The 15695-nt window shown below is 40.1% G+C and carries 13 protein-coding genes; 7 read left to right on the top strand and 6 right to left on the bottom strand.

Features of this window, described 5'->3' with window-relative positions; all coding sequences use genetic code 11:
• Positions 1–14 precede the first annotated feature (14 nt).
• Genes OCV27_RS16020 through OCV27_RS16010 form a run of 3 tightly spaced genes read right to left on the bottom strand, consistent with a single transcriptional unit; the run spans position 15 to position 4030 of the window.
• Positions 15–1925 (bottom strand): bifunctional diguanylate cyclase/phosphodiesterase, encoded by a 1911-nt coding sequence (locus OCV27_RS16020; protein ID WP_125319885.1) that lies wholly within the window; start codon positions 1923–1925, stop codon positions 15–17.
• A 5-nt stretch (positions 1926–1930) separates the two neighbouring features.
• Positions 1931–2593, bottom strand: a complete 663-nt coding sequence (locus OCV27_RS16015; RefSeq protein WP_125319884.1) for a transglutaminase-like cysteine peptidase — start codon at positions 2591–2593, stop codon at positions 1931–1933.
• 45 nt (positions 2594–2638) lie between these two features.
• A complete protein-coding gene (locus tag OCV27_RS16010) occupies positions 2639–4030 on the bottom strand; it encodes an HlyD family type I secretion periplasmic adaptor subunit (protein WP_125319883.1) in 1392 nt (463 codons plus the stop codon).
• Positions 4031–4306: 276 nt separating this feature from the next.
• Between OCV27_RS16010 and OCV27_RS16005 the strand changes: the two genes are divergently transcribed.
• From OCV27_RS16005 to OCV27_RS15975, 7 genes are all read left to right on the top strand, one after another.
• Complete coding sequence (locus OCV27_RS16005) at positions 4307–5878, top strand: PAS domain-containing protein (protein WP_125319882.1); 1572 nt, start codon at positions 4307–4309, stop codon at positions 5876–5878.
• Entirely contained in the window at positions 5871–6248 is a 378-nt protein-coding gene (locus tag OCV27_RS16000) for an STAS domain-containing protein (RefSeq protein ID WP_185759731.1), read from the top strand. The genes OCV27_RS16005 and OCV27_RS16000 overlap by 8 nt, the downstream gene beginning before the upstream one ends.
• Before the next feature lie 58 nt (positions 6249–6306).
• Positions 6307–6708, top strand: a complete 402-nt coding sequence (locus OCV27_RS15995) for an anti-sigma regulatory factor (RefSeq protein ID WP_125319880.1) — start codon at positions 6307–6309, stop codon at positions 6706–6708.
• Entirely contained in the window at positions 6708–7286 is a 579-nt protein-coding gene (locus OCV27_RS15990; protein ID WP_185759730.1) for a SpoIIE family protein phosphatase, read from the top strand. The genes OCV27_RS15995 and OCV27_RS15990 overlap by 1 nt, the downstream gene beginning before the upstream one ends.
• A gap of 17 nt (positions 7287–7303) precedes the next feature.
• A complete protein-coding gene (locus OCV27_RS15985) occupies positions 7304–10027 on the top strand; it encodes a response regulator (protein WP_125319878.1) in 2724 nt (907 codons plus the stop codon).
• Positions 10028–10041: 14 nt separating this feature from the next.
• On the top strand, positions 10042–11043 hold the full coding sequence (locus tag OCV27_RS15980; RefSeq protein WP_125319877.1) for an HD domain-containing phosphohydrolase: 1002 nt from the start codon (positions 10042–10044) through the stop codon (positions 11041–11043).
• Positions 11044–11232: 189 nt separating this feature from the next.
• A complete protein-coding gene (locus OCV27_RS15975) occupies positions 11233–11610 on the top strand; it encodes a VOC family protein (protein WP_125319876.1) in 378 nt (125 codons plus the stop codon).
• A 6-nt stretch (positions 11611–11616) separates the two neighbouring features.
• Here OCV27_RS15975 and OCV27_RS15970 read toward each other — a convergent pair whose 3' ends face one another.
• The 3 genes from OCV27_RS15970 to nfsA all read right to left on the bottom strand — a co-directional run bounded on the left by OCV27_RS15970 (position 11617) and on the right by nfsA (position 15683).
• Positions 11617–12564 carry a hypothetical protein gene (locus OCV27_RS15970; protein ID WP_125319875.1) on the bottom strand — a complete coding sequence of 316 codons (948 nt, stop codon included), beginning with the start codon at positions 12562–12564 and terminating at the stop codon, positions 11617–11619.
• Between the two features lie 190 nt (positions 12565–12754).
• Positions 12755–14506: an SgrR family transcriptional regulator gene (locus OCV27_RS15965; RefSeq protein WP_125319874.1), complete on the bottom strand. Its 1752-nt coding sequence runs from the start codon at positions 14504–14506 to the stop codon at positions 12755–12757.
• 454 nt (positions 14507–14960) lie between these two features.
• Complete coding sequence (nfsA, locus tag OCV27_RS15960; RefSeq protein WP_125319873.1) at positions 14961–15683, bottom strand: oxygen-insensitive NADPH nitroreductase; 723 nt, start codon at positions 15681–15683, stop codon at positions 14961–14963.
• Between the last annotated feature and the right edge of the window lie 12 nt (positions 15684–15695).

Below are 15695 nucleotides of genomic sequence, written 5' to 3'. Positions count from 1 at the left end.
CGGCTATAACCTTGTTACTTATCTACAATAAAACCTTGGAATACATCGATAAAATGTTCAGCCAAGAAATCAAGTTGGGCTTGTGTTTCAACTCGCGATGCAATGGTCTTTATACCAAGGTTGTGTGCAGTTCGTGAAATGGAAGTTAAGGTAAACTTCTGATTTTCATCATCTAAATGATGTGTATACAAGTAATCAACTTTAACATAAGCAGGTCTGAATTCGTTGATATAGTCCAAAGACTGGAAATTTCGACCGTAATTATCTACACCAAAATCAGCCCCTGCACTCCTGACGGCATTACAGAAAAGAGCAGTATGGTGTGGTGTATTGACAAAGCAGTTTTCAGGTATTTCAAAATGTAAAAGAGCTGCAGCAGATTTATGTTTGCCTAAGACTTGGCCGATCCAGCGGATAAAGCTTGGTTCAGCAATGCTGCTTTGAGAAATATTGATAGCGACTGGGTCTGAGAATACGCCATTTTCAAGTTGAGATACCATGATTTCTATTACGTACTCATCAAATATATGGCTGGCATGAAGTTGTTCTAATGCAAACATATATTGATTGGCGCTGAACCTCTCCCCATCCCTTTCTATTGCGGAGAAAACTTCGCGATGATAAGTCTTGCCTGAGCCATCATTAGCTGCTTGATAACGGAATTTAAACCAATCATTGCTCATCGCTTCTTCAACCAGTGTTTTCCACTGCTGCTTACCCATTAGATTCTCTGAGTTATCGCTAGTGACATAGCCATAATTGATTTCTGGATCAGATTTTGCGGTTGCAAGAGCGTTGTCCAGCATCGTCAGAATATCAGAGGTGCTCTTATTACTTTCGTTATACACCACGCCTAGAGCTAAATTTGATTTGGCCATTCCTGTCGGATCTGCATTGGTCCCATGAGCATAATTAACAATGCCCTCCGAAATCGATTTTAGTTCTCCCTCATCCATATTAGGCATAATGAAGCCAAATTCTTCATTAGAAATTCGCGCAATAGTCATTTCAGATGAGTTGAGTGCAACGCTGAGTTGGTTAGCAAGTTCTTTTACTAAACTGTCTCCTTCTTTGTATCCTTTCTCCTCATAAATTTCAGTAAGAAAATGTGCTTCAAGGATAGCGACGCCTCCTACTCCACTTTCTCCAAGCCATGCATTGAGTTGGTTCATGTAGTAAGCGCGGTTACCAAGCCCAGATACTGGATCAATATAGGCGCGTTCTCTAAGTTGTTGAGCTTCCTTTGCTTGAGCTTTGAAAGACTGCTCAACTTGCGTTGACATACTATTTATTCCTTCAACCACTGCAATAAGATCTAGGGTTTTTGGCATAGGTAATGGGTCGCCGAATTGATTCTTAGCGACTTGTTCCATCTTGGTTACTATCAGCAATAACGGACGTAATGCGCGCTTGAGAATAAAAGCAATCGATAATAAACCAATGGAAAAAATGATGCTAAACGCAACAAGTAGCCGTAAGAAGGCATTCCACAACTGGGCGTAGGCTTCCCCAGTGTGGCTGACTATCTCAACCTCTGCGAGTTGCATCCAACCACTGGTGACGACTCGGCGATCGTGAATGCGTTCAAATAAATTAAGATTGGTGAACCAGTCCGGTACGTCGAGTGGTTTAACGGGATAGGAGCGTATGATTTCTTCACCATTATCTAAAAAAATCAATCGAACAATGGAGTAGGTACTGCCATCAAATAGAGCATTAACCACAGATTCTACGGCGACTTGATCTTTGCTCTCAAGGTAGGGGGCTAAGGCAAGGCCAACGGTGTTAATAGTATTGTTCATTTCTGAACGCTGCTGTTGAATCAAGCTATTTCGCGTTGTGTTAAATTCGATGATGAAGACGGAGACCATCAGCATCAGAAATACTGCTATCATTCCCGCGACAAGTTGTTTATATAAAGTCATATTGCTTACTCATCGTAATTTAAAATTGGTTTATTCAATTTGAGTGATTTTTCTCTGGCTCTGAGATCATTCCATAAACTAAGTCTTGATGACTTCCCTGCCAGCTGTCCTTTTTTCGACTTCATTAGCCACAAGTTTTTACCATTGAAGCTGTAAATTGGTAATAAATCTCTGCGTTTTGAGGCTCTTTTTATTTGTGGGTCAATATTATCGAGCAAAATGGGTTCTGCGCTTGGTTTCGAGTAGTAAGCTAATACCATATGGAACTGGTTTAATGAGATTGCTTTAACGTAAACCAGCCTCAGCTTTCTGTCCGAGACCCCAAGCTCAAGTAATGAAAAATATTTTGCAATCGTAAAATCTTCACAATCTCCACCATTACTGCCAAGAAATTCAAGTGGTGTGGCCCAATAATCCTTTTTGCCCCAGAGGCGATCGTCATTAACGAAGTTTAGTTGATTGAAGAAACGGTTTACTTTGACCAACTTTTCTTTTTCTGAAATTGCTTTAAATTGCACCATTTCTCGACGCCAAGTTTCTACCCTCTTTCCTGCTCGCTCTCCATAAGTTTTGCGAACTGCTTCTACCCAACGCTGCTCTTGGGTGTTGAGTGCTTTTGAAGCCGTTGAAACTAAAATTATCACGAGGATAGAAAGCCAGAACTTCATTGCGCTACATTTTAGACGAATGTTTGAGTCGAGTATTGAGCATATTTATTCCTTTAATGCGTTATTTTTGGCACCGAGAATCGGCTTAAGTAAATATTCCATAACCGTTCTCTTGCCTGTAATTATATCCACTGATGCTGTCATACCAGGTATGATGGGTAACAATGCATCATTGTTAAGACTAGTTTCTTTGGTCCTTACTCTTACAAGATAAAAGCTATTTCCTTCTTCATCTGTTGTGGTATCAGCACTAATGTGTTCGAGACTGCCTTCTAGTCCACCATATTTAGTAAAGTCGTAAGCACTAAATTTAACAATGGCATTTAAGTTTGGCCGCAAAAAAGCAATGTCCTGTGGGGCAATTTTTGCTTCAACGAGCAGAGTGTCTTCGCTAGGCACTATTTCTACTATATCCATACCTGGCTGTATTACGCCACCTACGGTATTAACATTGAGTGTTTTAACGGTTCCCATCACGGGTGAAATGACGATGGTTCGGTTTACTCTATCTTCTAAGCCTACACTGGATTCAGTAAGTGAAGAGAGTTTATCCTGAGCTTGGTTGAGCTTTTCCTGTTGCTCTGAGCGAAATTTCTGGGCAGCATCAATACGATTTAGCATGGCCTCTTGAATGGCCGACTTTAATACTGGTATTTTAAGTTCACTTGAGGTCATTTCTCTTTGTGTGTCATTAACCTGTCTTTGTAATTTCAATAGTTCTATTTGCGGTACTACCCCTTCGTCTGCGAGCGGTTGAGTTATTTCAAGCTCTTTGCGGGCAAAGTTATAACTATCACGTAAGTTTTCCACACGAGCTTGGATTTCAACCAAGTCTTGTTGTTTTTGTTTTACTTGCTGGTCAATCACTGAGAGACGATTACTTAAATTATTAAGGTCTTGTTGGTACTCGGCGCGTTGTCTGGCGACCAGCCGCGGTTGTCTTTCAGCCAAAGAAGGAGGGAAGGCTAGCTTGTTGAAGTTGATTTCGACTCTTTTTTTCCAAGATTTTTGGTCATTTTTTTCATTGACGGTGACGCTGGTCATGGAAGCAGACAACTGTAAAACGCTTGCGGTTAGGTTAGCTATTTGTTGTTCACGTTCGCGAAAGTCGGACCGAAAACGCGTGTCATCAATTAAAAGTAGTTGCTGGCCTTTTTGAACTGATTGACCTTCACGAACTAAGATTTCCTTAACAAGTCCCCCCTCAAGGTTTTGCACTATTTGTACTTGAGAAGAGGGGACCACTTTGCCTTCTCCAACAGTAACTTTATCTATTTTTGCCCATGAAGCCCAGACTGCCGCTAGGATTAAAAAGAGTACCATCACCCAAAGCATTATACGTGCACTACTGGGAGTATTTAATAATAGCGCGGCAGTTTTATCATCCACATACTCAAGTTCACCGTCAGAAAGCTTGTTGTAGTTATCCTGAGCCATTGAATTATTCCTATTATTCTTTCGCATCGCACTGGTTTACTTTAAGAATAGTCAATTTTGCCAAAATACAGTAGTAACTTATTGGTGTATCAAGTACTTAAACAAAAGAAAAGTTGTAATTTGTGCACTAAGTAATGCGCGAAGATATTTATTTTTATTTACTGATGATTAGATTTTAGGTGGGCTGTTTTTGCGACCTTCTTCTATAGTTGATTGATTATTACCATCGAGTTGTTTAGGTATTTTTGTTGGGTGAAATCAATCCAAGGAGTGGTCATGAAGAAAACAAACAAAGGTTTTGATAATGAGTCAGCATTATACGAGAGCGTGTACAACGCAATTCACAGGTCTCAGGGAGTAATAGAATTTGAGCTCGATGGGACCATCTTTAACGCGAATCAGAACTTCCTAAATGTTGTTGGTTACACGCTTGATGAAATCAAAGGAAAGCATCATAGGATTTTTGTTCAACCAACCTATGCTCGAAGTCGTGCTTATAAAGATTTTTGGAATAATTTAGGTGCTGGTGAATTTGATTCTGGTGAGTACAAACGAGTGACCAAAAGTGGTAATGAAATTTACCTTCAAGCGACTTACAACCCTGTATTTGATGGCAATGGTAAGCCCATTCGAGTAATCAAGGTAGCGACAGATATTACTGAGAACAAACTTATCAGTCTAAAGGCAAAAGCTCATACTGAAGCTATAAACAAATCATTAGCTACCATTGAATTTAATTTAGACGGTACCATTATCACGGCCAATCAAAATTTTCTCGATTTAATGCATTATTCTCTTGATGAAATCAAAGGAAAGCATCATAGGATTTTTTGTGAAGATCAATACCGACAGAGTGTGGAGTACAGCCAATTCTGGGATAGCCTTGGCAAAGGTGAATTTAGTTCCGGTGAATATATTCGTGTTACCAAAGATGGAGAAACAGTATTTATTCAAGCAACGTACAATCCTGTATTCAACGAGCAGGGCAAGTTAGTTAAAGTACTGAAGGTTGCCTCAGACATCACAGAATATAAAACGGTTAGTAATGAAGCGCAGGCTAAAGCTGATGCTATTGATAAATCGCTTGGCACAATAGAATTTAATCTCGACGGGACCATTATTTCCGCCAACCAAAACTTTTTGGATCTTATGGGATACAACCTTGCAGAAATTCAAGGTAAGCACCATAGGCTATTTTGTGAGCGAGAATACAGTGAAACAGAGCAATACAGAGAATTTTGGCGTGAACTCGGCGCAGGCCAGTTTATTTCAGGAGAATTTAAACGTATTGCCAAAAATGGCCGCGAGGTCTTTATTCAAGCAACTTATAATCCAGTGTTAGATCTCAAAGGTGAGCCATACAAAGTACTCAAAGTGGCTTCAGATATTACTGATAGAAAAAAAATGTCTGAAGAACGAGCTAAGCAGGCATCGATGATAATGGAGATGTCGACTCCAGTGATGCAGCTATGGGATAAAGTATTGATGTTACCAGTGATTGGCTTAATTGATTCAAACCGGATCCAGATGATTATGGAAGCCGTATTACAAAAAGTTATCGACTATGAAGCGCGGGTGATAGTGATAGATATACAAGGTGTCCCTACAGTAGACAGTGCTGTAGCAAATCACCTTTTGAAGGTTGCTAAAGCAACGCGGCTTATGGGATGTGTTTGTATAGTGACAGGTATTTCTCCCGTGGTTGCTCAAGCGATAGTTAATCTTGGCATTGAGTTAAATGATGTTGTCACTCAGTCTACCCTAAAAGAGGGAGTTAACAACTCGTTCAAAATTGCCGGTTATACACTGATCCAAAGTGATGAACATCAGGAATCATGGCATGAGTAGCACCGCAGAAAACATGATCAAAGTGGTGACTCATAACATGAGTCGTTGCTTGATTGTCCCTATACAAGATGAATTGTCTATTGAGGATGCTAAAAGAGTTCAAGAAGTTATTTTGGATACACTAGGTTCTCGTCATGTGGCTGGTGTGATTATTGATTTTTCTGGGGTAGATATTGTTGATAGCTCTCTGTGGGATGTTTTCACCAAATCGGCCAATATGATTCAAGTTATGGGCTCTCATACCGCAGTAACTGGCTTAAGTCCTGGTATTATTGCTTCGATGATAGATTCCAATATGGATACCAGCAATCTAAAGACTAAAAGGAATATGGAGGAGGCTTTAGATTACCTACTCAATTATCAGAAATAAAACTATTAAGAATGTAGAGTGAGTCCCTTTTATTTCTGAATCGGAGGTTGGCTCAGGAGTGGATAATATTATTAAAATAGACATAGCGACTGACTCTGACGTTGGATACGCTAGCTTAGACGCGAAAAAGTTTGCTCTAAAACTTGGGTTTTCGACAGTCGATCAATACATGATTTCAATAGCAGTTAGTGAGCTGACACGTAATATTCTTAATCATGCTGGTCATGGAGTGTTGTATTTAAAATATCTAGAAGATGAGACCAGAACTGGAGTTGAAATCGTTGCCAAAGATAGTGGTGGCGGTATACATGATGTGCAAAAAGCGTTGAGTGATAATTACAGTACACACGGTACTATGGGGGTTGGCTTACCGGGCACTCAGAGATTAATGGATTCACTGCAAATAGAAACAGAAATTGGTGTTGGCACTGAAGTGACGGTAAGGAAATGGCGCAGATAATGGCTGAAAAAATTGAGATAGCGATAGGTGAAAAACCACTTGAAGAAGTCAATGGGGATGATGCTTTTTATCAGCAGAATGGAAATGACTATTTTATTAGCTTGTTCGATGGTGCTGGTCATGGGAAAAGTGCTCATAGTATTGCCAGTACAACAAGAAGCTTTTTGAAACAATCGTACCAGACAGATCTGCCCGTGCTAATGGAACAATTACACAACAATTTGCGCAGCACGAATGGTGGCGTTGCCATTATTGCTAATTTAGATATAAATTCATTGCGTTTTGATTACGTGGGTATTGGCAATATATTCATGTGCAAAGTTGGTAAGGAAGTTCAAAGGTTTATCTGCCAGCAAGGTGTACTTGGTTATCAAATACGGACACCAGTCAAAAATACAGTTCAACTTGTACCTGGAGAAATATTGATCCTTTATTCTGATGGAATCATGAGTAATTTTGATCCAAAAGATTACCCGAGCATCTATACTGATAATGCTGAAACTATCGCCCAAAATATTACTCGGAAATTTGCAAAAGCATCAGATGATGCAACTTGCCTAGTCATCCGAGTTAATTGAGAACTCGGACATGGACTATGAATCTCGAAACCGTCATAAAAGAAATGGAGCAAGCGTCTAAGGAAGGCAGCATTAAGCTTGCTGAATACAGCATTGAAGATAGCCCATCTATTGTTGATTTTAGAAATAAGGTAAAAAGGCTTGCGCTAGACTGTCAGTTTTCTAGGGTAAATTCAGTGCGATTGGCGACTGCTGTTTCGGAAGTTTGTCACAACTTTTTATCCACTTGTGACAGTTTTAATGTTGCACTTTTTTTTTCTCGCAATGCTGACCTCTGGGGAATTGAACTTGAGCTTAACAGTGCAGTCGGTTCTGTTACGTCAATGAATTACGATTACATTTTTGATTATTTTACGGTCGAGACGGCGAGTAACCATTCACACAAGCTGACGGCATTTAAACGTTTTCCCAATCCTAACTTTTATCCTAAAGAACACGTTGATATTCAACGTAATAAGCTTAATCAGCTCTCGCAGCAAGAATTGATGCGTGAATTAGAGATATCTTTAGAAAAAACCAAAGAAGCAGATGTGGCAAAAGGTGATTTCTTGGCCAATATGAGCCATGAAATACGTACCCCGATGAATGCGGTTATTGGTCTGAGTGAACTTGTTTTAAAGACTCAATTGACGTCAAAGCAGCATGATTACATTAGCAAAATAAACTCAGCAGGTCGTGCATTGTTGGGCATTATTAATGACATTCTTGATATCTCTAAAATTGAAGCGGGTAAAATGGAAATGGAGTCAATACCGTTTCAACTTGATAAGGTATTTGATGATTTATGTACAATAATTACCCTAAAAGCACAAGAAAAGGGATTGGAAGTCATTTTCTCGACTCCTCCAGAGTTGCCCAACTCGTTGGTTGGGGATCCTTTACGTCTTGGTCAAATACTCACTAACCTTTGCAATAACGCAATCAAGTTTACTGAGCAAGGAGATATCATTGTTAAAGTCACAAATTGTGAGCAGTTAAACGAATGGGTTAAATTAAAGTTTGAGATCAAAGATACAGGTATAGGTTTAAAGCCAGAACAGATACAAAAGCTATTTAGTGCGTTTAGCCAGGCCGATACTTCAACTACTCGTAAATATGGAGGTACTGGTTTAGGCCTAAGTATTTGTCAGAACTTGGTGCACCTGATGAATGGTGATATCTGGGTAGAAAGTGTTTATCAAGAAGGGAGTAGCTTTATCTTTACCGCTGAGTTTGGTGTTCTTGATAAAGAAATCGAGAACCAGCAAGAGCGTGTCTACAATTGGAAAAAGCTCAAAGGTATGAAAGCGCTCGTCGTTGATGACAATAAAAGCGCCCGCGATATTAACCAAGAACTCCTTAATTCCTACTCTCTTGAAATATCAACCGCAGTGAATGGATTTGAAGCCATTGATATGGTTAAGAAAGCAATGGCTGAGGACAGTCCTTATGAGCTTGTTTTAATGGACTGGCAAATGCCAGAAATGAATGGTATTAAGGCATCTGAAATTATTAAGACACTTGATTGCCCCCCGAAAATTATTTTAATGACCGCATATGGAAGAGAAGAAGTCGTTCTCCAAGCGTCTGAAGCAAAAATTGATGGTTTCTTGGTGAAACCTGTTAGTGCTTCAGCGCTGCTGGATACTGTTATGGAGGTTATGGGTAAGGCTGTGGTTTCTGACAGTTCAAGTCAGAATAATGAGAGTGAAGCCTTATACGATAGTTTTGCTACAGTTCGTGGGGCACCAGTACTTTTGGTGGAGGATAATGAAGTTAACCAAATTATCGCTATAGAGCTCCTTGAAAGTGTTGGCCTTAATGTTGAAGTAGCCAACAACGGAAAAGAAGGGGTAGATAAGGCACTTGATGGGAAGTTTGCCATCATCTTAATGGATTTACAAATGCCAGTGATGGATGGTTTGGAGGCTGCAAGAGTACTTCGGGAACAACCCACTCAAAGAGAGCTTCCTATCATTGCTATGACGGCTAATGCGATGCAACAGGATCGAGAGCGATGCGCTGAAGCAGGTATGAATGACCATATCGCTAAACCGATAGATACCAGTGAGCTTTACAGTAAGTTACTTAAGTGGATCGATCCGAAATTCAAAGATGACAATTTTGAGTTTGCATCTCCACAGCAAAGTGATGACGTTGCAGATAATGTGGCATTTCCGGAGTTACCTGGTATTGATGTTGAAGAAGGGCTCTCCAGAGTCAATGATGATAGAATACTGTTCACCAAACTTCTCAATAGCTTTTCGAAAAATAACCAAAGTACATTCAGCGATTTGAAAACCTCATGGGCAGATAAAGACTATTCACAAGGTGAAATTACAGCCCATACCTTGAAGGGAGCTTCTGCCTCTTTAGGCGCGCATCGTTTATCTCAAGTTGCCTTTACTTTTGAGCAAGCTTTTAAGTTACAGGACCAAGATATTTCTGAATCATGGAACGAACTCTCATCGGCATTACAGCAAGTACTAGAGTCGATTGCTTTAATCGGTCTTCAGCCAGAAGTGTCGCTTGTACAAGCTCAGGAATTTGACTGTAAAGTTGTGATAGCTCTTAGTGCAGAGATTAGGGAGCAACTTGAATTGGGGGAATTTGAAGAGGATAGCATAGCTAATCTAATCGCAATGATACAAGGACATGTAAAAGCTGATCAAATTGACCGTTTGAATGACGCTGTTGAAATATATGACAGTGATGAAGCGCTAGAATGCTTGGATACAATGTTATCCAGCCTACAAGGATAAAGTAAGAGATAAGTATGGACAAAACTATCTTAGTTGTTGACGATGTGCCGGATAACATCCGTATTCTAAAAAGTGTACTGGAGAAAGGAAATTACTCGGTCAGAGCTGCAACAAATGGTGAGAAAGCGTTAAAGCTGGCCAGTACATCTCCTCAACCTAATATTATTTTACTCGATATCATGATGCCAGATATGGATGGCTTTGAAGTCTGCCGCAGGCTAAAGCGTAACCCTGAGACCTCTCATATTCCTGTTATTTTTATTTCTGCCAAGGATGATACCGACGATCAGTCAATGGGTTTTGACCTAGGAGCCGTCGATTATATTACGAAGCCATTCTCTCCAGCTATTGTACTTCGACGTGTGGCGACTCACCTCTCACTGACACGGTTGGCTGAAGTCGATTCCTTGGCGCTATCAGCAATTCGAATGCTGGGTGTCGCTGGTCACTATAACGATACCGATACTGGCAGCCATATTTGGCGTATGGCGGAGTATTGTAAATTATTAGCTAAAGCTGTGGGTTGGGATTATGAAAATTATAACCGGTTGGAGCTAGCCGCACCATTACATGACACTGGTAAAATCGGCATACCTGATGCGATTCTAAAAGCCCCAAGAGGGTTGGATGATGATGAATGGGTGGTTATGAAGAAACATTCAGAGATTGGACACGAAATATTATCTATGTCTTCTAACCCTGTATTCCAATTAGGCGCAGACGTCGCAAAATCGCATCATGAACGTTGGGATGGTACCGGATATCCTGAAGGTTTAGTGGGTCAACAGATACCACAAGGTGCAAGGATTGTAGCGATTTGCGATGTGTTTGATGCTCTGACTATGGAGCGACCTTACAAAAAAGCTTGGTCAATAGAAGAAGCGCTGATTGAAATTAAAAATAATTCTGGTTCACACTTTGATCCAGATTTAGTAGAGATTTTTTTAGGCCTAGAGGATGAGATCAGGGAAATCTACCACAAATGGAGCCTTAAAGATGAAAATTCTATTGAGTAGATCTTTATGCTTCTAACTAAGCTTTTAATCATTACATATCGGCTTTAAAGTATGTGTTGCCTTATGTACTTAATATAGCCTCAACTGTTTTTGTTTAACATTTAATACAACTCTCCTGACAGGTTTTGACAATGGTATGGATTATATTAATGCCATTGTTCACTTACTTTACCAGTTCAAGGAAATGAAATGCTTACTATTGATTCTGTAGTTCTTTATGTTAAAGATATTGAGGTTAGCCAACGGTTTTACACCCAAGTGCTTGGGTGTGAGTCGACAATCTTATCCCCCACTTTTGTTGCGATTAATTTTGCAAATAATATCACAGTGACACTAAAACAAAATACAGACTTAACGCCCGTAAGCAGTATTATAGGGGGCGGTAGTGAATTATCTGTTGTAGTTTCAGACTTGATAGAGCTTCAGCAACTCTATCAAAGCTGGAAAGGTCAATTGGTTGAATTTGCTCAGCATCCAATACAATTGTCGTTTGGCGTTAATTTTGTGGCAATAGATCCTGATGGTCATCGTATTCGAGTCTTTAGCCCAAAAGTAGCTGAGTTATAAAAGAGTTCAACTACTTGCAAAGAGATCGCCCTGCGCTTTTTCTAAGTTACTTTGATGGCGATGCACTCTACTTTGTGGTGTTTCATCAATGCCAAAGGAAAGAACAGTCTCTACAGAGTAACCTGTAATAACAATATCTCCGATGTGATCCAGCTTAGATCGCACACTTAGGATACATCGGATATTCGAACCACTTGTAAAGCTCATTTTCTGGTTTAAGACATCTGGTATGAAGCATTTATCACGCATAGAAAAATTGATATTTTGGCCTTGCCATATTCCTTTCCACTTATATGTACCTTGGCCGATTACGGGAGCGATGATTTCAATTATGGCGTTATCAACGGTTCGTATTGGAAGTTTATGAGAAGGTAGTACAAATTTTTTAAACGCAGAGCGTAAAATTAGAGACTCAGGAGTTGCAGGTATACCATTACAGTTAAGCTCATTAATGCCGATTTTGGTAACTTTGGGGTAAGCACATAAGTGTTTAAAGAGATTGGAGCGACGTGTAATAATTTTATAATTACCATTAACCAAGTCGACCATTTTTTCAATCGTTTCTGCCTCTACTTCTTTGGTGTTAACCTGTTGTTTAAGAACTTGTATTCTCAGTTTTCTTTCTTGGATGCTAAGGTGTAAATCTTCTTTTTGCAGCCGTTCTAATTCTGCATCTGATTTGGGTAATAAGGGTATGGCAATCGAAGCGACTGCGACAATGACAGATAAAACCCCAGCGTTAGCATTGGCTAACTTCCAAATATCACGTAATCCTCCTTCTTGATGTGCTTCACTTTCTATCTTGATAGGAGCATCGAGTATATTTGCGATTTCATAAAGTATTGAAAGGATCTCAATTTCGCACTGGTTGCGTATAATGGCATCCATAGCATGAGAATTATCATTAAAATAGTAGTGAAATTGTAATTTAGTTCCCTTCAACTGTTCATCCATACAGTGGTTTATTGTGTAAAGATACGTAATCAAGTTTGAAATTCAAGCAATGTCTTGTGACAGATTTCAAACTCCCAGCTCAAGATAAAACGTTTGTTCATATTACGTGATATCTGACTTAAATTAGCCTTTTATTGATGAGTGTTAAAACATTATTTGAGCCAAAAACACATAACTTCGTTTAGTCGTTTTAGTCTGTTGACCACACGTTTTTAATGTCTGGCCAGCCCCAATTGGTCAGCTCAACATTTTTAAGAACACCATGAAAGCGAAGTGTCTGACGATGGTGAAATAGGGGCGTTAGCCAGTACTGATGGATCAATGTCGATGCAATGGGTTCTATGGCATCAAGGTATTTATCCAGAGGAGTCTGTTCGCGAATACTCTCAAGTGAAGCGATTAGCCAACATTTCGCTTGCTCGCCGATACAATAGTGAAGAACGGGGTTATGATATAAATTGTAAAAAGCTGAAGAATGTTTGTTGTCATCCAAGTTAATATTGGTCACTACTAGCGCTTCGGTTAACTGTTTGTTTTGCGCCATTTCATAAAGCTTGCGATAAGAATAGATGCTGACCTTAGTTTTAATACCCAGTTTATCTAATATGCTCTTAATTGCTTGAGCACAGTCTATTAGCGCTCTGTAGTCATAGACAGCAATGTCGATATGTGGTGGCAGGTTGGCTTCTGGCATTGGTGGTCTTAGCACTGGTGGCCATCCAGGGAGTATGTTGTATGCGTGGCTGCAACCAAAAAGTGTCTGGTTAAGTTTGAGCTGGTCATAAACACGCTGTGGATTGAGTATGCATGATAAATAGCGCTTTTGGTTATTATCAAGCGCAGAGGGAGCGGATTTATTGAATAACACCAGCATACATCCATCTTCTAGGCGTGATTTCTGACTGTTACTGTTATGTTGTGCATCATCTGTGTGAGAAAGGTGATATTCACACTCATTATTGGTTTGCACGCCAGGTTGATTGGTTTGAATCTGTCTATTAGCGAGTTCTTTTTCATCCAGTTTCCAGATAGTGACTTGATCGGTGAGGGCTCGGCAGCCATAGTAGCGCTCAAACGCTTGCAGGCAAAGACGATCCTCTAATTGTTCACTGACCTCAAATGGTCCTGAACCGACCACAGTAAGATGGTTAGAGTTGTTGACTTGGCTGGTTGGCTGTATGGCGTACTTTACACCAGAGATCAAGCCGCCAAAGCCTAGGTCCGGTTTTGAAAATTCAAACACCACTTTATTTGGGAGCGGAGAATTGACACTGACTAAATGGGCAAGTTCATCTTGGTAATTTGGTAGAGTTGACAGCTTGGCAAATAGGCTAACGATACTATCGGCATCAATTGAGGCTCCATTGTGAAAGGTCAATGCAGGCCTGAGATAAAAGGTCCACTGATAACCATTTTTATCACACTCCCAGTGGTGGGCAAGCTGAGGATTTATGTGGCCTTCGTCGCTGCTACTTACCAAACAACAATATATTTGCCTAAGTAAATAGCGTTCACTTGAGCGTTGCAATTGGTGCGGTACCAAACGTTCAAAGGAGCGTTTATAGGTCAGCTGTATATGTAACAGACCTTCACGCATAGTGGCCCCAGAAGTATTTTGTAATAAGCGACCAAAGGCTTTTGTGTCATTATCGAGAATACTCAGTGCAAGCTCATATTTACCTTGCAGTACACGCTTACCTGCTAATTGAAATTTTAGTTCTGAGGTTGTCAGGTTTAGTACTAGAGAAGATTTTTGGTGCCTTCCCACTTTGGGTAACCAAGAAAGCCACCCTAGCTGTTGCATTTGGTTAAGCAAGTTTCTTGCGTGGCGATGACTCGTGAATAGGCGTTCAGCAACATGTGGCAGAGCCGTTCTTATGGTTGTACCCACACCTAATGGTTCAAGTCGAACATAGTAGCGTAGCAAATTAAGATCAGACATAAACACTCCAAATCACTAAATACAGCATTGGTTTAGATTTTATTTTCCGCATTTTACCAAATTAGAGCTAATAAAATGCTTAATATTGTTATTTTAAGCAAAAATAGGAAAGATATTATTCTTATTGCTCAGTTTTATCCTTCCTAATATAGCCTGATAATGGCTTAGACAACCAACGAGGGTAAAGCGATGTACATGAACAAGCATAATGACATGACAGCGTATTATTACGCTAGACTAGAGCTGGCTCAATCCGAGTGGGAGCGCTCTGCTATTTTTAACTTAATTAATCTGTGTCAATGGTAGGAAGAATTTCTCCAAAAGAAGTGAAGAATGTTTAAGGTCAAAAACTCCAAGGATTAAAAGAACCATGCAGCACTGTCAAAAAAACATGCTCCTGACACCCCCAAGAACATGAAAGTCAGTGCTGCTTTTTATCTCACCTAAATTGATATTAGCGCTTGGTTAGCCCTTTACTATTTAGGTAGTTTTTAATGTGGGGACGAGACTCACCAACAAGCTTTGTGGTGACTTCTTGAGACCAAGTGCTTTGTTTTTGGTTGGAGCTACGGCTAGCGAAGTAGTCTTGCATCCTTTTATCGTAACTATCAATGTTGGATAAATTTAAAGTTTGGTAGCTGTTTTCATGCATGATCACTTTCGCTGGTAAGCGGGGTTTTGTTTGTGGATCTTGAGCAGGGTAGCCAAGACATAAACCAAACAACACGGCGCAATGTTTGGGCAAGCCAAGGAGCTTATCAACCTCAGTTGCCGCATTTCGAAGACCACCAATATATACACCACCTAACCCAAGTGACTCAGCTGCTAAAAGGCAGTTTTGCGCCATTATTCCACAGTCTACTGCACCTATAATAGTAAGTTCTGTATACTCAGTATTGATTTTAGGGTTGATAGCAAAGTGTCTGTGGTAATCGATACAAAATACTAAAAACTCTGCTGAGTTTGCCACATAGGGTTGGTTTCCTGCCAATTTTGCTAAGGTTTTGCGTTTGCTTTGGTCTGTCACTCTAATAATGGAAACGACTTGGAGCATGCTCGATGAGGAGGCTGCGAGCCCAGATTGAATAATGGTATCGAGCTGTTTTGGCTCAATCGTCTGCTCAGTAAATTTTCGAATAGAACGGTGGGATAAGATAGTCTCTATGGTTGGGGTCATAAGAATGTCCTG

It is taken from the genome of Vibrio pectenicida (assembly GCA_024347015.1).
Taxonomy (GTDB): domain Bacteria; phylum Pseudomonadota; class Gammaproteobacteria; order Enterobacterales; family Vibrionaceae; genus Vibrio; species Vibrio pectenicida.
Note: the sequence above shows the minus strand (reverse complement) of the source record. Positions and strands in the feature narration are given on the sequence as shown.